The following is an 18193-nucleotide window of genomic DNA, read 5'->3' as shown; positions in this document are numbered from 1 at the left end:
CCATGCGCTCAGCCAGGAAGGCGAAGTCCTCCCGGGTGAGCACGGGGCGCTGACCGGAGAGCACGATGGCCCGTTCCACAGCGTTCTCCAGCTGGCGCACATTGCCGGGCCAGGGGAGGGCCATGAGGAGCGGGTCCACCGAGGGATGGAGGGCCTTGGGATAGAGCCCGTGCTGCCGGGCCTTGCGATTGAGGAAGTGCTGGGCCAGGAAGGGGACCTCGTCCCGGCGCTGGCGCAGGGGCGGAAGGGCGATGGGCACCACCTCCAGCCGGTAGAAGAGGTCCTCCCGGAAGGAGCCGTCCTGCACCTTCTTCCAGAGGTCCTGGTTGGTGGCCACCACCACCCGCAGGTCCACCTTGATGGGGCCCCCGCCCCCCAGGGGCTGGACCTCCCACTCCTGGAGCACCCGCAAAAGCCGCACCTGGGCCGCCAGGGGCATGGTGCCCACTTCATCCAGGAAGATGGTCCCGCCATGGGCCTCCCGGAACGTAGCCGTTCAGCCCCCTCCGCATGGAGGGGGTTTCTGATTCCACGGGGACCGCATCAGGCTGTGAAATCCGGTGCGGCGATTCCGACGAGGCTGGCCTTCATGGCCTGAGTCAGCCACTCCAGCAGGTCCACGCCGCGCTTCCGGGCCGTGCCTGCCAGGGTCAGCATGCGCTCCACAAAGCGGGCGCCATGCTCGCTCTCCACCCCCAGGCTCACCTTCCGCCACAGCACCGCCTTGCGGATCGCCCTCTCGGCTTCATTGTTGGTCGGCACCACCCCTTCATGGGTCAGGTAGGTCCAGAGTCGATCCCATTGCCGGAGCAGATCGTTGGCTGTCCCCCGTGCTTTCTTGGTGGTATCGGGGTGCTTCGCCAGGATCTCGAACCGCTCCCGCATCTCCGCCTGGATCGACTGTGTCCCCTTGGCCAGTTCCTCCCGACTGATTTCCTCTTGCTCACACTGGTGCCACAGATGGAAAGCCTTGTCGCTGGCCAGCTTCAGCATGCAGCCCTGGGTTCCCGTCTCACCCTTGCTCTCCAACATCCCCTGCACGTCACGTCGAATGTGGCTGTGGCAGAGCTGGTGCTTGGCCTTGAGGAACTTCTCGTAGGGCTTCCATCGGTCGCGCTGGATGATGCCCGGGTAGTCCTCGCCGAGGATGTCCTTGGCCTGCGCTTGGCCCCGTCCTGGCAGAAGTCGGAAGGCTTCGGCCTCCGCCGTTGCGGCGACCCAGAGCCACATCCGATCCTCTCCGCAGCGACCGAACCCCGTTTCATCGGCGTGCACCACTGGGGAGGCCTTCACCTCTTCGTGGATCGCTCTGGCAGTCGGGGCCACAGCCTCGCTCACCGACTTGCAGCAGGCCGCCACGGAACCCAGGGACATCCGCACGCCAAAGACGGATCGGTGCATCACCATGATCTCCCGCTTGGTCAGCCGGAAGCGCCCCGAGAGCACCCCGGTGAGCGCCTGGAGACGGGGGCCGAAAGCACCCTTTGGGGTCCCCACCGGCGCAGCCGCGCGGGTGACATGCCCGCACCGGGGGCAAGCTTTGGACCACTGCCTCAGCTCCGTGATGAAGGCCCGGAACGCTGGCGACTCGCAGAACTGCCGGATGATGGCATCCCGCCGGGGGGCCTGCTCCAGGGATTCCCCGCAACGCTCGCAGGCCTCGGGATCGGCGTCCTTCACCTCATCCACCTCCTCGGGCGGAACCTGCTCCCGGGTCTTTCCGGCGTGACCCGGCTGACCGCCGCGCTTCCGTCCACTCGGATCTACCGGTGGCTTGCGCTTCCTACCCATGTCCGAACTGGGGGGCTTGGAGCTGTTGCCGGAGTTCTGGGTGATGCGCGCCTCCAGATCCGCCACGCGCCCCAAAAGCTGTTCCACCATTGCCTTTAGGGCCTGGTTTTCAGAGATCAGCTGACGCTCGTTCTCGCTCATTCCATGAGCATGGCCACCCTGAACGAAAAGTACAACCTAATGGCTCATATGGACTGAATTTGTAAGCGTCCATCCCCCTGCGGGGGCTGAACGCTTACCCCGGAACTTGCCCGGGGTGTCCTTGCGGGCATCGGTGAAGGCCCCCTTGGTGTAGCCGAAGAGCTCGGATTCCAGCAGGTTCTCAGGGATCGCCCCACAGTGGACCGGCACGAAGGGCTGGTCAGCCTCGTTGCTCATGCGGTGGATGGCCCGGGCGATGACTTCCTTGCCGGTGCCGCTCTCGCCCGTCAGGAGCACCGTGGCCCGGGTGGCTGCGGCGGCCCGGGCCTTGGCCAGGACATCCTGCATGGCGGCGCTGATGCCCACCAGCCCCAGCCCCAGGGCCTGGCTGGCGGTGAGGGGGGCCTGGGGCAGGGCCAGGGGACGGAGCCCCGGCATGGGAGGGTCCTCCCGCAGGGGACTCCAGCGCACCGAGCCCAGGGCTGACCAGGCCGCCAGGGCTTCGGGGGACAAGAGAGTGGAGCGCAGGAGCAGAATCGGCAGGGCCCCCACCTCGGCCACCACCCGGACCAAGGCCGGAGGAGGTTCGGGAGCCTCGGCGCTGATGGCCCAGAGATCCGCCTCCACCGGCGGCAAGGCCGGCGTGGCGCCCTTGTCCAGACTCACTCCCCAGACCGCAGCCCAGCGCTGCTCCAGCCCACGGGTGGGCTCGCCTAGAGTGGACCAATGGAGGCGGGGCAGTGTGTTCATCCAAACCTTTGTAAGGGTTAGAAACAGCCTAGAACCAAACAGCTAGGCTTCAAAGTCAAAAAGTTGACGCCCGGACAGACCCAAGGATTCCCTGCCCCATGCGAGACTTATCCATTCAACCCGATCCGAGGTTTCCCCATGTCCCGCCTCAAAGCCCTCGCCCTCGCCACCTCCCTGCCCCTGGCAGCCCAGACCTGGGATCTCCGCCTGGAGGTCCCCTTCCCCAAGGGGCAGAACCTGCCCCAGACCATGATCTCCGGCAGCGGCGAGCTGGTCCGCGGCGACCTGGACACCGGACATGGCCTCATCTTCAGCGCCAGCCACCGCCTGATCCGGGTCGGCCCCATCCTCAAGCTGGAGTGGGGGACCGAGTTCTCCCACTGGCGAGCCGATGGCCAGCTCCTCAATGGCACCGAGCTCTCCTCCACCCAGCTCCGCCAGACCGGCCTGGGCCTGGGACTCAACGCCCAGTTCTGGCTGCCCTTCACAGGCCTCGCAGGTGAACTGGGGGCCATCGAGCGGGTCCAGCACTACCGCTTCGAAGCCGCGGGCGTGAAGCAGACCGAAACCCTGGCTCGGCCCTGGCTGCGGGTGGGCCTGCGCTATCGCCTCCCCCTGCCCCTCGATCCCTACATTGCCGCCAGCTACCAGCAGCCCATCACCAAGGACCATCCCGTCAAGCTCCAGAGCACCGGGGAGCTCCAGGACTACCTGAAGGCCCAGGGCAGCGGTCAGGAATTCGAGCGCATGTGGACCTTCGGGCTGGGGGTCATGTTCTGATGCGGAAGCGTAAGCAATAGACCAAAACGCAAAAACGACTTCCACCACGAAGGCACAAAGACACCAAGGACTCACCAAGGGTTCACTGGCGCTCAATGATTGAGCCCGGGGCGAGTGTGAAAGCCGGCTCCCACGGCGAAGCACGATTTACTGGACACTCAGGCCGCCCCGCGACGCAGGGGCGCATGGTGGCCGTGCGCGTTCCGGGAGGGATAGGCGGCTATGGCACGCTCGCGTGCCTTCGCCGCCTATCCCTCCCGGAACCAAGCCCGAGTGTCCTGGTTGGCACATCAGGCTTTTCTTCGTGAAACTTGGTGCCCTTGGTGCCTTCGTGGTGGAATTTATGCCTTTTTTTGCGAATGTTTACGAGGCATCGCCTCAGATGGCGCCCTTCATCTCTGCGTAGATCTGCGGCAGGAAGGAGGCCAGGTTGGTGTACTCGTAGACGTTGTGGGTGGCCAAGCCCTGGGCGGCCTCGGAGGGAACCTTGATGAAGGGGGGAAGCTTGCACTTGGGCTTCCGGTCGGCCACCTGGTAGCCCATCCAGAAGCGGGAGCGGAACTCGATGCCATCCTCGGTCTCCCGGATGAAGTGGCACATCATCGCCGGAGCCCAGGGGCGGAGGAAGAAGGCCCCAGCGGGGCGGCTCTTGCCATTGGCGGCCACCAGGGTGCCCACCGCCGGCGCCTTGAAGCGAGCCATATCGAAGCCGAAGTCATCGGGGGTCAGGAAGGAGATCCTGATGTCCTCGGGCCCGTTGCCCACATCCTCCACCACATGATGCGTGACGCCCTGAAACCGCTTGACCATGGGGGTGGCGGGATCCAGCACCCGGGCCCGCTCGGTGGGATCGGGGATGGTGGCGGCGTAGTGCCCGGCGGGCCACCAGATCTTGTAGCGGAGATCCTCCAGGGCATGCCAGGCGAACCACCAGTTGATCATGTCGAGGGTGACCCCGGGCATCTTCGTGTGGTTGGCCACGTAGCCCGAGCCGTTGGGCATGATGCACCATCCGGACTCCACCTCGTGGTAGCCCGGATTCAGCAGGTCGTTCATGTTTTCGGGCTTCAGGGCCTTGGAGGGGTCCATGGGCTTGCCCATGAGCGCCACCTGGGCCGGATCCGGAGTGGCGGGCACCCGGCTGAAGTACTTGGCATAGGGCTTGGCCTGTTCTTCAGGCGTCAGGTCGATGGATCGCACGGTACCCTCCGGTTAGTCTATGGACTAAGTATGCCTCCATTGTGTCACAGGTGCTTCCGGAAAGAGCTCCCATTCGGAAGTAGCAGCCTAAGCCCCCATTTTCGTCCTTTGTTCGCCTGGATACGGTAGCCTGATCCCATGCTCTCATCCCTTCGTATCCAGAACCTAGCCCTGGTGGAAGATCTCTCGCTGGAACTGGAGGGAGGTTTCACCGTGCTGACAGGCGAGACGGGCGCCGGGAAGTCCCTCCTGGTGGACGCCCTGGCCTTGCTCCTGGGGGCCCGGGGGGACGGCGACCTGGTGCGCGCAGGTACGGAGCGGGCCACGGTGGAGGCGGTGGTGGATGGGGCCTTCGAAGCCTGGAACACCTTCCTCCGGGAGCGGGGTCTGCCGGAGGAGCAGCCGGTGGTACTGCGCCGGGAAGTGGGCACCAACAACCGCTCCCGAGCCTGGATCAACGGAGCCAGCGCCAGCCTGGGGGACCTCAAGGAAGCTGGGCGCATCTGGATGCGCCTGACCAGCCAGCACGACCATCAATCCTTGATGTCAGAAGAGCGCCATCTGGCCCTCCTGGACGAGGTGCTGGGGATACACCCGGACCTGTCCACGGAAGTGGAGGCGGTGCGGGAAGCGGAGACCCGCCTCAAGGCCCGACGCCGAAGCGAATCAGAACGGGAGCGCCGCCTGGAATGGCTGGCCGAGCAGATCGCGGACCTGGACAAGCTGGCCCCCAAGCCCGGCGAGTGGGCCCAGCTCCGGGCCGAGCGGGAGCCTCTGCGCCACGCCGCCCAGCTGGAACAGGCCTTCCGGGAATCGGCCGAGACCCTGAGGGAGGCCCTGCCCCTTCTGGAGACTGCGGGCCGGGCCCTGGCACGCTCCGTGGCGGTGCTCCCGGACGCCCAGCGGGACCTGGACCGCCTGCGCTCAGCCCTCCTGGAAATCGAGGATCTTCAGGCCCTGAGCCAGGACCAGGCCATCCGCTGGAGCCGCGAGGGGGTCGAGCGCATTGAGGCCCTGGAGGCCCGCCTGGCCCAGTTCGAGAAACTGGCCCGCCGCCACCGCTGCGAACCCGAGGACCTGGCCCCGCGCCTCCTGGACCTCAAGACCGAACAGAAGGAACTGCTGGGGGGCTCCAGCTCCATCCAGGAACTGGAGCAGCACCTGGCCAAGGCCGCCGAGGCCTACCTTGCCGTCGCCGAAACCCTCCATCTGAGCCGGGCCACCCTGGTGCCAAAACTGGAGAAGGAGGTCCATGCCAGGCTAAAACGTCTGGGCATGGCGGGCACACGCCTTCAGCTCCGACTCTCCATCGCCGAGGAGGGCGCCAGCCCGGCCCTCCACCAGGGGCGGCCCGTCAAGGTCTCCCCCGCCGGGTTCTCGGCCCTGGCCATCTGGGCCGAGACCAACGTGGGTGAGGGTTTCAAGCCCATGGCCCGCATCGCCTCCGGGGGCGAGCTGAGCCGCCTCATGCTGGCCCTGCTGGGGGCTGGCACCGCCCTGGGCAAGGGCACCGAAGAGCCTCTGACCCTGGTGCTGGACGAAGTCGACGCCGGCCTCGGAGGCGAGACCGCCCTGGCGGTGGGCGCCGCCATCCAGGAGTTGGCGGGCGTCCACCAGGTCCTCGCCGTCACCCATCTGGCGCAGGTGGCCGCCAAGGCCCACCACCATGGCTTCCTCTCCAAAGAAACCCGGCAGGGCCGCACCCGCAGCGGCCTGGAGTGGCTGGAGCGCGAACCCAGGATCCGTGAACTGGCCCGCCTCCTCTCCGGCCATCCCGACCGCCCCGAGGCCCTGGCCCACGCCAGGAGCCTGGCGACCCAGGACTGGGCGTAGGGCCCCGGACACCCTGCCAGGGAACAGGAACGGTGGAAGGGTGATGAACTGCCGTCAAAACAAGCTGACAAGGCTGTACACATAGATTACGTGTAACTGCGAGGACGCAGACGCTATGGCTGACGGCGCTTTGGTCTCAGGAGGACTGCATCCGGGGTTCCACCCGGTTGCGGCCCGACCGCTTCCCCACGTAGAGCATGGCATCGGCGGTCTCGCAAAGGGCATCCGCCGTCATCGATGAGTCCAGGCTGGCGATGCCCGCGGAGAAGGTGACGTGAAACGGCTTGTCCGCCGCCATGAAGCCCAGGCCCGCAAAGGCCTCCCGTACCCCGTTGATCACCTGGAAGGCGTCGCCCAGAGAGGTTTCCGGAAGGATGATGCCGAACTCCTCGCCGCCGTAGCGACCCACGATATCGGTGCGCCGGAGGCGGCGCTTCAGGAGAAAGGCCAGGGCCTGGATCACCATATCCCCGGTGGCATGGCCATAGCTGTCGTTGACGGCCTTGAAGTGGTCGATGTCCAGCATCGCGAAGCAGAGGTGGCTGCCGCTACGCTCGGTCCGCAGGACCTCCTCGGCCAGTCGCCCTTTGAGGGAGCTGTGGTTCAACAATCCCGTGAGGCTGTCCTGGCGCGCCAGGCTGCGCAGAAGCCGCGTGCGTTCCGCCCGGATCCGCACACTGCTGAGCAGGAATTCCGGAGCGATGCCCTTGGTCAGGAAATCGTCGGCCCCCTTCCGCATGGCGCTGAGCTGCTTGGCCTGGTCGGTTTCCGAGGAGAGGTAAACGATCGGCAGGTCCAGGTAGGCGCGCCCCATCCGGATGAGGGCAGCCAGATCCGGCCCATCGCACCCCGGCATGTAGAGATCCATCAGGATCAGGTCCGGCTGGAAGAGGGCCAGGGCATCGAAGACCTTCAGGGGCTCGGTCACAAGCTCCACGACCATGCCTCCGGACTCCAGGATCCGCCGCAGGTAGTAGGCCTGGGTCGGGGAATCCTCCACGACGAGGATCCGATGCGGGGCCGGGGTCACCGGGTGGGTGAGATGCTCCAGGGACTCCGCCAGTTCAGGAAAGTCCGGGGGCTTGGGGAAGAGCGCGTTGCACCCGGCCTGGACGGCCTGGAGGCGAAGCTCGACGTTCCATCCGTGGCTCAGGGCGATCATGGGGACCGTGAAGGGGCGGCACCGGCGAAGCTCGTCGAGCCGGACCTGGGATGGCTGGCCGTCGGCGAGGTCCAGATCCACAAGGAGGGCGTCCACCGTCTCCGAATAGAGCAGGCGGAGCAGCTCCTCGGTGTCAACGGCCCGGAAGAATCGGAATCCGTAGGCCCCGAGGCCTTGGGACAGGAGTTCCTCAAGGGGGGTGATCCCTTCAAGGTAGATCACGTTGCTCGTATGCTTTTCCTTCATTCCCGGCCCAGCGGCAGAGGTGCCTGGCAAAGTATACCTTTGCCCCTGGCGGACCACGGGAAACGGAATGCATCCGACCAAAGAATTCAGTCAAGCACTGCTGGCAAAACCCCTGGCTCACCCGTAGCCTGTTCAGGTGAACACGATGCGCACGAAACCCATGGGGAACACCCATGAGCTCTGATCGGATGGCCCTGCGGGCCTTCCGCCATCTGGTGGCGGAGCTGTTCGGTCTGGAGTTCACACCCGCGTCGCTTGCCGAGCTGCAAGCCGCGCTGCGCTTGGGGCTGGAGGCGCACCGCCTCAAGACTTTGGAAGCCCTTTTCCACCGACTGGAAGGCGAGGACCCTGCAGGGGAGGCCTGGCGTCCGGTAAGGGAGCGGCTCACCGTCGGCGAAACCTTCTTTTTCCGCGACGCAGCCCAGCTTGAAACCATCAGAGCCCAGGTGTTCCTCCCCATCGCCGCCCAGGAGCGCCCCCGGCGCATTCGTCTGTGGAGCGCCGGGTGTTCCACGGGAGAAGAGGCCTACAGCTTGGCGATCATGGCCCTGGACATCTTCCCCGAAGCCCAGGGATGGCAGGTCGAGGTCCTGGGAACGGACATCCACGAGGGGAGCCTGAGCCAGGCGAAGCGCGGCCTATACCGGGAGTGGTCCTTCCGGGGGGTGCCACCGGGATTCCGGGAACAGTGGTTCCACGAATCCAGGGGGCACTGGCACCTCCAGCCCGCCATCCGCCATCACGTCCAGTTCAAGCTGCACAACCTCGTCCAGGACCCCTTCGAGCCCCTGACGGAGGAGGGCTTTGATCTCATCCTCTGCCGCAACGTCTTCATCTACTTCCCGCTTCCCCAAAGACTCCGGATAGCCCAGGCATTCCTGAAGGCGCTTCGCCCGAACGGAGCTCTGGTTCTGGGGCACAGCGAGCTGGGTCACGATGTCGCGGGCCTTTTCCGGGTCGAGAAGCACCCGGACTCGATCATGATCCGTGCAGAAGGCCATGAAGCCCCTGCTCCAGCGCTCCAACCTGCCCCCCAACCCTGTGCACACGCTGTTGGGATGAAACCTCGCCTGCCGTCCACCGCGAAACACCACCCGCCCAAGCCCCGCAACCTCCTCAAAGAAGCCTCGGACGCCATGGCCGCCGGCGAGCATGGCCGGGCGCTGAAAATCTCCCAGTCCCTGGTGAGCGCCGCCCCTCGCCAGGAAGAGGCCGTTCGTCTGAACGTCCAATCCCTGGCAAACCTGGGCAAGCTGGCGGAGGCCCAGACCATGCTCACTGAAAGCCTGTCCCGCAACCCTTTGAGCGTTCCCCTGAACTACCTGCGTTCCCTGCTGGCTTCGGAGCAGGGGCAGACGGCGGAAACCCTGAAGTCGCTCGATCGCGTTCTCTACCTCGAACCCGATCACGTGGCGGCGCGCATGGATCGCGCCCATCTCTTCGAAGTCTGGAACCGCATCCCAGATGCCCTCAAGGATCTGGACCGGGCCATCGAAATCCTGGGGCGGATGGAGGGCCAGGACCCGGTGCCGGATCTGGAACCCTTCGGATGCGAAGAAGTGCTCACCCGCTGCAGGGAGTTGCGGGAAAGATGTAGACAGGCTGGCAACGGGAGGGCAGCGTTTTGACAGATTCCAGCGAACGCGATGTCCAGGCTTGGCCTGAACACCAGGTCGGGGGGACGCGGGGTGAGCCCCGCGAGCGACCCGTTCCCTTCGCCTGCAGCAGCTTTCTGGGCTTCAGTCTGTCGGGCCGCCGCCACGCCGTCCCCATGGAGGCCGTGTCGGAGCTTCTCTACCTGCCCTTGCTGCAACCCACGGAAGGGAACACCGGAGCCCTGCTCGGCTATTCCAACCTCAGGGGAGAGTCCATCCCGGTCCTGGACCTGGCCCTTCTCCTGGGCCTGCCCGAGCGCAGAATCAGCTCCGGGGATGTGCTTCTGGTCTTCTCTTCCAAGGGCGGATTGCGGGGCCTGATGGCGGAGGAGGTCGAGGATCTCCTTGAGTTCGATGAGGCTGAGCTGCGGAAGCCCAAGGAGGATCCCGGGGCAGAGGACCGCCCCCCCTTCGTCCGCGCCCTGGCGCGCAAAGGCGAACGGCTCTACCACCTTCTGGATCTTGAAGCCCTGGAGGCGGCGGCCAGGACCCAGGACAAGGATGACCGGTACGATGCCCTTTTCGGAGGGTTGGATCCCCAGGTCGAAGCGCGTCTGCGCCAGCGGGCTTCGGAGGCCCTGGAGCTTCGGAACCTTGACGAAAACCTTGGCCATGCCTGCATGGAGATCCTCCTCGGGGGCGAAGCCTTTGCGATCCCCCTCAAGCAGATCCGCCAGATCATGCACTTCCCCCCCATCTTCCCCGTGCCCGGCACTCCCGCAGCCATCCTGGGTCTCGCAAGCTATCGGGGGGAACCCCTGGTCGTCGCCGACATCCGGCCCCTTCTGGGCATCCCCCAGGCGAGCCTGATGCCCGACGCCCGGCTGCTGGTGATCCAGGACGGTGCCGGCAGCCTTGGGATATACGCCGAGGCGGCCGGGAATGTGGTGGACATCGTTCACGAACGCCTTCGCCCCCACCCCATCCAGGATGGGCAGCGATTGCTGGAAGGCGAGTGGCTGGAAGGGGATCGGCTGTCGAGCCTCATCAGTCTCCAGGCACTGCTGGAACACCCTGGCCTTTCGATCCGCGATTCCGAATTCTCCTGAAGGAGCCCCCATGTCCTGGTCCCTATCCCGGAAGCTATACACTGCGCTGGCCTTTGTCGGCCTGTTGCTGCTGACCAGCGGCGGGTACGTGCATCGTCAGGTCTCCGCCCTGGCGGAGATCAACAGCAAGGTTGATCGGCTCGACAACCTCATGCGCAAGGCGGATTTGCAGCTCTTCTACCAGGCGGCCACCCTGAACGCCAACCGGGCACAGGCCCTCGAAGCGAGCGAAAGGGCCCGGAACGCCTACAGGGAGTACGTCGAGAAGGAGCAACAGCTCCACGAAGAGGTCAAGGCCATCATGGCCCAGACAGGTTCGGATATCGGGCCCTACGAGCAGTGGCACTCCCGTTTCGAGCGCTACAAGCGGGAGGTCTCCGAGCCCTTCTGGCAGGGCTTCGCCAATGGCGGGAAGGGGAAGCTGAACAATGATTTCTATATCCACGAAGAGCTCCTGCCCCCCTTCAACGCCTTCGCGGAGCATCAGCACACCATCCAGAAAGGCCTCGCAAGCGAAGCTGCCCGCCTGCGGACCTCCACCCAGATGGCCACCATCCTCTCCACCCTCATCACCCTGCTGATTGGGGGATCAGTGTTCCTCCTGACCCTCCGCAAGGCCAGTCAGGAAATGGGGGACGCCGTCAACGCCACCGCCACGAGCACGACCCAGATCGCGGCCGCCCTCACCGAACATGAACAGATCATATCAGAACAATCCTCTTCCCTGACCGAAATCGTCAGCACCGTCCACGAGCTCACCGCCACGGGCGGACAGGCCTCGGAAAGTGGAGAAGCGGTCTCCCAGCGGGCCAGCCTCTCCCTGGCCGCCGTCCGCCAGTGGGGGGACAACCTCAAGGGCAATGTGGAAGAGATGGGCACCCTGAAGGTGACGGTGGATGCCATCGCCAAGCAGATCCAGGACCTCTCGGAGCAGACCAGTCAGATTGGCACCATCCTCGGCACGGTTTCCGAGATCGCAGGACAGACCAACCTCCTTGCGCTGAATGCTGCCGTGGAGGCCGCCCGCGCCGGAGAGCATGGTCGAGGCTTCGCAGTGGTCGCCTCGGAGATCCGGAAGCTGGCCGATCAGAGCAAGCACGCCCTGGAGCGGATCGGCACAATGGTCTCCCAGATCCAGAGGGCCACCAATACCACCGTGATGACGGCCGAAGAGGGGAGCAAGCGCGTCGATATCACGATCCGGGTGGCCCAGGAGTCCATCGGGAACGCCGATGGCATCGTGGACGCGCTGGAGGAGGCCGTCCAGAACACCCAGCAGATCGTCCTGAATCTCCGCCAGCAGGCCATCGGGGTGCGCCAGGTGAACGAGGCCATCGCCAACATCCACGCCGGTGCGAAGGAGAGTGTGAACGGCATGAGCCAGATCCGGGCAGGCGTCCGCCAACTCCAGGTCATGGGGGACAACCTCCGTCGAATGATCTAGCGGGAATAAGCCGATGACTGCGATCCCTCCCGATATGCGCCCCCTTTTCTCTGCGGAGTGTGAGGACTACCTCGCGCTCCTCACGGAGGGATTCCTGGCCCTTGAAGTGAATCCCGGCCAAGCGGAATGGGTGGATCGCATGTTCCGCGCAGCCCACAGCCTCAAGGGCACGGCACGGGTCATGGGATGCATGGATCTCGCCCAGGCCGCCCATGCCCTGGAGGATGTGCTGAGCAGGCTCAGGGAGGGGAGGATTGCCCTGGGGCTGACACACTTCGACCATCTTTCCAGGGCCATGGATGGCTTTGGGCAACTCCTGCACGCAACCCTGGAGGAGCAGGAGACGGCGCCCCTGGCGGCGGAACTGGAATCCTGGGTGAGGGGATGCCTGGAAGCCGTCCCTGAGCCCTCTGAAGCTGCAGACGTTCCAGAGACCAGGCCAGCAGCCCCCCTTCTGGGAACGAGCCCCGTCGGCATTCCAGCAGAGAGCTCCCATGCCCCCCTGGAGGTGCTCCGGGTTCCTGTCCCCAAGCTGGATGCGCTTCTCAACCAGGTGGGTGAGCTGCTGGTAGCCCGCCAGCGCCAGACGATCCATGCCGAGGAGGCCGCGGAACTCCGGGATTTCCTGGAAGAGACCCTGCGCCGCATCTCCCAGGACAAGGAAGAGGCAGGAAGGATTGTCCAGCGGGCCAATCGATTGGCCCAGGCCCTCGCCGAAGAGGCCGCCCTTTCTGAGCGCAGTTTCGAAGCCCTGGAAGCAGCCGTGCTCCGGACCCGCATGGTCCCCCTGAGCACCCTCTTCGAGCCCGCTGCCAAGTGGGTCAGGGATATGGCCAGTGCCATGGGGAAACAGGCCCGCCTGGAGACGGCGGGCGGAGAGATCGAGCTGGACAAGCGCCTCGCCGAGGGTCTGCGGGATCCCCTCCTCCACCTGATCCGGAATGCCCTGGACCACGGCATCGAGCTGCCAGATGCAAGGCGCCTGGGCGGGAAACCCGAGCAGGGCCTGCTCCGGCTTTCCGCGAGCCAGGAGCGGAACGGTATCCTGCTGCGGGTGGAAGACGACGGCAGGGGGGTGGACCTCGCAATGATCCGCGAAGTCGGTGAGCAGCAGGGCCTGCTCGATGGCACCTTCGACGGCCAGGAGGACCTGCTCCGCCTGCTCTTCCGCCCCGGCTTCAGCACCCGGAAGGAAGCCTCGGAGTTCAGCGGACGCGGAGTGGGCCTGGATGTTGTCGCCACGGAAGTGGCGGACCTCAAGGGGGACCTCCAGCTCTTCAGCAAGCCTGGGCTGGGCACCCAGATCCACCTGTGGCTGCCCCAGAGCCTGGCGAGCACCCGGGTGCTCCAGGTCTCCGCTTCAGGGGTCACGCTCGGGTTGCCGTCCGTCTCCGTCCGGGCCTGCCTCAAGGTCTCCCCCGGCGAACGCCAGCTGCTGGAGGGCCGACCGGCCCTGCTCTTCGAAGGGAAGCCGATCCTGATGGTCTCTGCGGGAGGCATCCTGGGCCGACCAGCGAGAACCCAGGAGCTGTCCTACGTGGTCGTCCTGGAAGCCGCCGGAGACCAGGTCGCCTTGGGGGTCGACGAACTGGTGGGTGAATTCGAGGTGCTGGAGAAGCCCCTGCCCATGCGGCTGAAAGGGCTGAAGTCCTTCCATGGCGCCAGCCTCATGGGGGACGGCCGGATCCTGCTGCTCGCAGATCCCATCCACCTGGTCCGTCTGGCCCGGTCTTCATGGCTGGGCAAAGCGGCCACCCTTGAAGACCCATCAGAGATCCAACGGCCACGGACCATCCTCCTGGCCGATGACAGCCTGACCACCCGGGTCCAGTTGCGCCGCATCCTCGAAGCGGCCGGGTACAAGGTCCAGCCGGCCGTGGACGGACTGGATGCCTGGGGGCGGCTCGGCACCCAGGCCTTCGATGCGGTGGTCAGCGATGTCCAGATGCCGGGGCTTGATGGCTACCAGCTCACCGAGAGGATCCGGTCCTCGCCAACCCTGGCCCGCCTGCCCGTGGTGCTCGTCACCACCCTGGCCAGCGAAGAGGATCGCCGCAGGGGTCTGGATGCGGGCGCCAACGCCTACCTCTCCAAGGGCAGCTTTGACCAGGAACAACTGCTGGAAAGCCTCCGGAATCTGATATGAGACCCGTGACCCGTGTCTACTTCGCTGAAGACAGTCCCACCGTGGCCCGTGTGCTCCAGAGCCTGCTGGAGGGTGCGCCGGACCTGGCTTCGGCAGGCATCGGAGCGGATGGCCTGCAGGCCCGGGCCGACCTGGAGCGTCTCCGGCCGGATATCCTCGTCACCGACCTGAACATGCCTGGCATGGATGGCTTCCAGCTCATCCAGTGGGTCATGGAGAACCAGCCCATCCCCATCGTGGTCCTGAGTGATGCCCTGGACGCCGGAGACCGGGAGATGGCCATGAAGTGCCTGGGCCTGGGGGCCATGGAGGCGCGGGCCAAGCCAAGGGCCGGTTCGCCCGCAGAACTCTCCGAGAGCCGGGAGGCCTTCCAGGGCCTCCTGCGGGCCCTGAAGCATGTGAAGCCCATTTCCCGACGGTCCGTCTCTGATGCACGCACTCCGGCTCCGCTCATACTCCCGCGCAGCTCCTCCCCGGATCTACTGGCGATTGGCGCAAGCACCGGCGGCCCTCCGGTCATCCTGAGCATCCTGAAGGCCCTGGGCAAAGGCTTCCCGCTTCCGATCCTGCTGTCCATCCACATGGAAAAGGGGTTCATGCGGGACTTTGGAAACAGCCTCTCCCGAACCACGGGATGGGCCGTCAAATCCGGTGCGGAGGGTGAGATCCCCCGCCCAGGGGTCCTCTACCTGCCCGAGGAGGGCCAGCATCTCATTCTGGACTCCTCGGCCCACCTGGCTTCGGTGATGCCGCTTGCCGAGGACCATCTGGTCCCCTCTGTGGATCGGCTCTTCCACAGCCTGGCCGGGAATGCGGGCAGGCAGACCTGCGCCCTGCTCCTCACGGGCATGGGACGGGACGGGGCTCAAGGCCTGAAGGCGATCCGGAACGCCGGAGGGCTCACCTTCGCCCAGGATGAGGACAGCTGTGTCGTCTACGGCATGCCCAAGGCGGCGGCGGATCTGGGGGCAGCCCAGGCGATGATGAACCCACTGGAAATGGTCGCCGCGTTGAAACGCATCGTCGGTCCTCGGGAAAGAAGCGCGCCGTGAGGATACTGGAAGCCGACGACAGCCATGTGGCCCGCATCAAGACGCTCCAGGGGATCCTCCCCATCTGCGTGCACTGTCGTACCAATTTGCCGTCAAACGTAGCGAAATCCACACTGGGATGCGACGGCAAATCATGAACCCAGCAGCCTTCGCCGACAGTTATATATTTTAATCATTTTATCCTAAAGGCTGATGAACTGCCGTATAGACTGCTTGAGTGCGCTACCTCGAACCCCTCTACCGCCCCCCCAGCGAAGCCGAGTCCTTCATCCTCCAGGCCACCCACGGGTGCTCCTGGAACGCCTGCGCCTTCTGCGCCATGTACCGGGGCCGCCCCTTCCAGGTGAGGCCCCTGGAGGAGCTGCTGGAAGAGATCGCGGAGTCCAGCACCTTCGCCGACGAGGTGCGACACGTCTTCGTAGCCGACGGCGATGCCCTGGTCATGCCCATGGGGCACTGGGAGCCCATCCTGGAGGCCCTGAGGGAGGCCTTCCCCCGACTCCGGCGGGTGGGCACCTACGCCACCGCCCGCAACATCCTGGAGAAGACGCCGGAGGAGTTGCGGCGTTTGCGGGAACGGGGCCTGTCCCTGCTCTACATCGGCCCCGAATCCGGGGACGACGAGACCCTGCGGCGCATCGGCAAGGGCAGCAGCGCCGGGGAGCACCTGGAGGCGGCCCGGAAGGCCAGGGCCGCAGGCATGGACCAATCCCTGATGTTCCTTCTCGGCATCGGGGGCCAGGAGCGCAGCCTGGAGCACGCCCGAGCCTCGGCCCGGCTGGCCACCGCCATGGATCCCAAGTACCTATCCACCCTGACCCTGACGGTGATCCCGGACACCCCCATCACGCGACAGAGCCGCTTCGAGCTGCCCTCCGTGCCCGAGCTCCTGTGGGAACTGCGCTGCTTTGTGGAAGAGGTAGCCCCCACCTCGGCCATCTTCCGCTCCAACCACGCCTCCAACTACCTCCCCATCGCTGGACGCCTGCCCCGGGACAGGGGTTCCATCCTGGCCACCATCGACGGGGCCCTGGAGGGGCGCGTGGGGCTGAGGCCCAAGTGGGCGAGGGGGCTATGACCACTCGCAGAGGAGGAGTGATACACTGACGTAAAAATCCAAGGAAATTCCCATGTATATCCTCGTATCAAGGCTCATTCTGCTATCAGCGACCCTTGGCCTAGTTGGCTGTTCTTCCTCTTCGACGGCAGCGATCAACGTGCGCGATGCTCGGATTTCGTCGAACCTGGCAGCCTCGCCCGCGAGCCCGGGCACCGCGGATGGCGTCACGCTGAGTTTCAGCCTCCAGAACACCGACCGGGAAGTCGCCATGACCGGTGTCCCCTACCAGGTGGTCCGCACCAATCTGGCAGGCCAGACCACGATATTGCGGACCACGACGCTCAACCTGGCGACCCTGACCTGCACCGACCGCAACCCAGGTGACGCCGTATCCCCCATCGCCCGCGCCGTCTTCCTTTCTGTCCGCGACGCCGAGATCCCCGAGGCCTCCCGAGAAAATAACGAGGTTGAGTTGGTGATCCCTGAGGCATGAAGACCTCCCCTCCCCGGAGGCCTGCCCTCTAAGTCACACCCAATTACCCTGGAATTCATGGCCCCGATAGCATCCGATGGTTCCAATGAACCGCCGAATCCAATCCGGAGGCCCGCATGCATTCCCATCAACGTTTTGCCCTCGCCCCGGCCCTCGCCCTGGCCACCCTTATCGGCTGCGGCGGAGGCAGTTCCTCCCACTCCGCCGGACAGGCCACCTTTGCGGTGATGAGCGACACCCACCTCCACGACGCCACAACCCTGGGGGCCAGCGGCACGGCCTTCGATGAATACCTCGCCAATGATCGAAAGATGATCGCCCAGAGTGAGGAGATCCTCGATGCCGCCCTCACGGATGTGAAAACCCAGAAACCGGACTTCATGATGATCAGCGGGGACCTCACCAAGGACGGTGAGCAGGTCAACCACTTCCTCATGGCCTACAAGCAGTGAGCATTTCGTCGGTGGGGCGTGGGCGAGGCTGCCTCAGGTAGACGGAGCCCCCACCGATGAAATGCGGTGTTGAACAAGCCCGGAGCGGCGGGGGAGTTGGGCGAGGGCTATGGGGAAATCGCGCCTGCTGATCCACTTTTGGGGACGCCAGGTCCCCTGTCGCCCAGGGATTGCTGACTGCTGAGCCCGACAGTCCCGGCAGGGGCTTGGACCGAGTTGGCGTCATAGCAGGGCTTCGCCGTCCCGCCGTGGTGGAGGTCGTGGTGCAGGTGATGGATAGCTGAGAGGCTGACAGTCATGGCATCACCGCCGGGGGTGCCCTGGAGGCTTCACTCATCAGCGGTCGCCAGAGGATCAGACCACCACAATGAGGGCAGCGTTGCCCCGTGCCTTCGGCTGGACACGCCTCGGCTCTGGGTTTCGGAGCAGGCAGCAGGGCCCTGGCCTGTTCCAGCAGACCTCCACCCTGGGCCGAGGCGTAGAGGCCAAAGTGCCGGATCTTATGGAAGCCATCCGGAAGGACATGCTGGACAAAGCGGCGCAGGAACTCGATGGGGTGGAGGGTGACGGTCTGCTGGCCCCGGGTGCGGAAGGTGACATGCCCCGGCCCACGTCGATCAGCCGGGAATTGGCGATACCCACCCGGTGGGTGTAGCGCCCCAGGTAGCTCAGCACATGCTGGGAACGCCGGAAGGGGGCTTTCGCATAGACGACCCAGGACTTGTGGCGGGCGAGGGTGGCCATGAGGGCATTGAAGCCCTGATCTGGCAGGATGCCCTTCCGGCGGAGTCCTCGCAGGGCATCCAGCATCTTTCCCCGCAGCAGCTTGCCCATGGCCTTCACCGGGAACAGGTAGTCCTTTCTGGCGTGGACGAACCGGCTCCCATCCAGCGAAAGCCCGCCCGCCGTGGCCAGCACGTGGACATGGGGGTGGAAGCG

General features: G+C 65.4%; 14 protein-coding genes and 2 pseudogenes. 10 read left to right on the top strand and 6 right to left on the bottom strand.

Annotated features, from left to right (window positions below; all coding sequences use genetic code 11):
* Positions 1-34 precede the first annotated feature (34 nt).
* The 3 genes and pseudogenes from HOLFODRAFT_RS25885 to HOLFODRAFT_RS25535 form a co-directional block, all read right to left on the bottom strand.
* Positions 35-478: pseudogene (locus HOLFODRAFT_RS25885) on the bottom strand (sigma 54-interacting transcriptional regulator); the annotation flags it as partial.
* 65 nt (positions 479-543) lie between these two features.
* The gene (gene tnpC / locus HOLFODRAFT_RS0212845; protein WP_005031572.1) at positions 544-1932 is read right to left on the bottom strand and encodes an IS66 family transposase; all 1389 of its coding nucleotides are present in this window, start codon (positions 1930-1932) and stop codon (positions 544-546) included.
* 36 nt (positions 1933-1968) lie between these two features.
* On the bottom strand, positions 1969-2682 hold the full coding sequence (locus tag HOLFODRAFT_RS25535; protein ID WP_005035962.1) for a sigma 54-interacting transcriptional regulator: 714 nt from the start codon (positions 2680-2682) through the stop codon (positions 1969-1971).
* A 138-nt stretch (positions 2683-2820) separates the two neighbouring features.
* On the opposite strand from HOLFODRAFT_RS25535, the gene HOLFODRAFT_RS0212835 reads away from it, so the two are divergent.
* A complete protein-coding gene (locus HOLFODRAFT_RS0212835) occupies positions 2821-3462 on the top strand; it encodes a hypothetical protein (RefSeq protein ID WP_005035960.1) in 642 nt (213 codons plus the stop codon).
* Between the two features lie 378 nt (positions 3463-3840).
* Here the strand turns inward: HOLFODRAFT_RS0212835 and HOLFODRAFT_RS0212830 are convergent, their stop codons facing one another.
* Positions 3841-4662, bottom strand: coding sequence for a DAPG hydrolase family protein (locus tag HOLFODRAFT_RS0212830; RefSeq protein ID WP_005035957.1), 822 nt, complete (start codon positions 4660-4662; stop codon positions 3841-3843).
* Positions 4663-4800: 138 nt separating this feature from the next.
* On the opposite strand from HOLFODRAFT_RS0212830, the gene HOLFODRAFT_RS0212825 reads away from it, so the two are divergent.
* Positions 4801-6495, top strand: a complete 1695-nt coding sequence (locus tag HOLFODRAFT_RS0212825; protein ID WP_005035955.1) for a DNA repair protein RecN — start codon at positions 4801-4803, stop codon at positions 6493-6495.
* Between the two features lie 136 nt (positions 6496-6631).
* Here the strand turns inward: HOLFODRAFT_RS0212825 and HOLFODRAFT_RS21160 are convergent, their stop codons facing one another.
* Positions 6632-7903 (bottom strand): diguanylate cyclase, encoded by a 1272-nt coding sequence (locus HOLFODRAFT_RS21160; protein WP_005035954.1) that lies wholly within the window; start codon positions 7901-7903, stop codon positions 6632-6634.
* A 173-nt stretch (positions 7904-8076) separates the two neighbouring features.
* Between HOLFODRAFT_RS21160 and HOLFODRAFT_RS23285 the strand changes: the two genes are divergently transcribed.
* The 8 genes from HOLFODRAFT_RS23285 (at position 8077) to HOLFODRAFT_RS0212775 (ending at position 17254) form a co-directional block, all read left to right on the top strand.
* The gene (locus HOLFODRAFT_RS23285; protein ID WP_005035952.1) at positions 8077-9531 is read left to right on the top strand and encodes a CheR family methyltransferase; all 1455 of its coding nucleotides are present in this window, start codon (positions 8077-8079) and stop codon (positions 9529-9531) included.
* Complete coding sequence (locus HOLFODRAFT_RS0212810; protein ID WP_005035950.1) at positions 9528-10607, top strand: chemotaxis protein CheW; 1080 nt, start codon at positions 9528-9530, stop codon at positions 10605-10607. The genes HOLFODRAFT_RS23285 and HOLFODRAFT_RS0212810 overlap by 4 nt, the downstream gene beginning before the upstream one ends.
* Positions 10608-10617: 10 nt before the next feature.
* Entirely contained in the window at positions 10618-12051 is a 1434-nt protein-coding gene (locus HOLFODRAFT_RS23280; RefSeq protein WP_005035949.1) for a methyl-accepting chemotaxis protein, read from the top strand.
* Positions 12052-12064: 13 nt separating this feature from the next.
* Complete coding sequence (locus HOLFODRAFT_RS0212800) at positions 12065-14197, top strand: hybrid sensor histidine kinase/response regulator (protein WP_005035947.1); 2133 nt, start codon at positions 12065-12067, stop codon at positions 14195-14197.
* Complete coding sequence (locus HOLFODRAFT_RS23275; RefSeq protein ID WP_005035946.1) at positions 14194-15249, top strand: chemotaxis protein CheB; 1056 nt, start codon at positions 14194-14196, stop codon at positions 15247-15249. Before HOLFODRAFT_RS0212800 ends, HOLFODRAFT_RS23275 begins: the two co-directional genes overlap by 4 nt.
* Before the next feature lie 217 nt (positions 15250-15466).
* Positions 15467-16327: a radical SAM protein gene (locus tag HOLFODRAFT_RS0212790; RefSeq protein ID WP_005035945.1), complete on the top strand. Its 861-nt coding sequence runs from the start codon at positions 15467-15469 to the stop codon at positions 16325-16327.
* 139 nt (positions 16328-16466) lie between these two features.
* Complete coding sequence (locus HOLFODRAFT_RS0212780; RefSeq protein WP_148300448.1) at positions 16467-16802, top strand: hypothetical protein; 336 nt, start codon at positions 16467-16469, stop codon at positions 16800-16802.
* A gap of 116 nt (positions 16803-16918) precedes the next feature.
* A complete protein-coding gene (locus tag HOLFODRAFT_RS0212775; RefSeq protein WP_005035942.1) occupies positions 16919-17254 on the top strand; it encodes a metallophosphoesterase family protein in 336 nt (111 codons plus the stop codon).
* A 295-nt stretch (positions 17255-17549) separates the two neighbouring features.
* Here HOLFODRAFT_RS0212775 and HOLFODRAFT_RS21140 read toward each other — a convergent pair.
* Positions 17550-18193: pseudogene (locus HOLFODRAFT_RS21140) on the bottom strand (IS91 family transposase); the annotation flags it as partial.

Source organism: Holophaga foetida DSM 6591, from assembly GCF_000242615.2.
Classification (GTDB): Bacteria; Acidobacteriota; Holophagae; order Holophagales; family Holophagaceae; genus Holophaga; species Holophaga foetida.
Note: the sequence above shows the minus strand (reverse complement) of the source record. Positions and strands in the feature narration are given on the sequence as shown.

Coding starts and splice junctions, on each gene's coding strand:
- tnpC (WP_005031572.1), bottom strand. CDS start 1,932: ATGAGCGAGAACGAGCGTCAGCTGATCTCTGAAAACCAGGCCCTAAAG.
- HOLFODRAFT_RS25535 (WP_005035962.1), bottom strand. CDS start 2,682: ATGAACACACTGCCCCGCCTCCATTGGTCCACTCTAGGCGAGCCCACC.
- HOLFODRAFT_RS0212835 (WP_005035960.1), top strand. CDS start 2,821: ATGTCCCGCCTCAAAGCCCTCGCCCTCGCCACCTCCCTGCCCCTGGCA.
- HOLFODRAFT_RS0212825 (WP_005035955.1), top strand. CDS start 4,801: ATGCTCTCATCCCTTCGTATCCAGAACCTAGCCCTGGTGGAAGATCTC.
- HOLFODRAFT_RS21160 (WP_005035954.1), bottom strand. CDS start 7,903: ATGAAGGAAAAGCATACGAGCAACGTGATCTACCTTGAAGGGATCACC.
- HOLFODRAFT_RS23285 (WP_005035952.1), top strand. CDS start 8,077: ATGAGCTCTGATCGGATGGCCCTGCGGGCCTTCCGCCATCTGGTGGCG.
- HOLFODRAFT_RS23280 (WP_005035949.1), top strand. CDS start 10,618: ATGTCCTGGTCCCTATCCCGGAAGCTATACACTGCGCTGGCCTTTGTC.
- HOLFODRAFT_RS0212800 (WP_005035947.1), top strand. CDS start 12,065: ATGACTGCGATCCCTCCCGATATGCGCCCCCTTTTCTCTGCGGAGTGT.
- HOLFODRAFT_RS23275 (WP_005035946.1), top strand. CDS start 14,194: ATGAGACCCGTGACCCGTGTCTACTTCGCTGAAGACAGTCCCACCGTG.
- HOLFODRAFT_RS0212775 (WP_005035942.1), top strand. CDS start 16,919: ATGCATTCCCATCAACGTTTTGCCCTCGCCCCGGCCCTCGCCCTGGCC.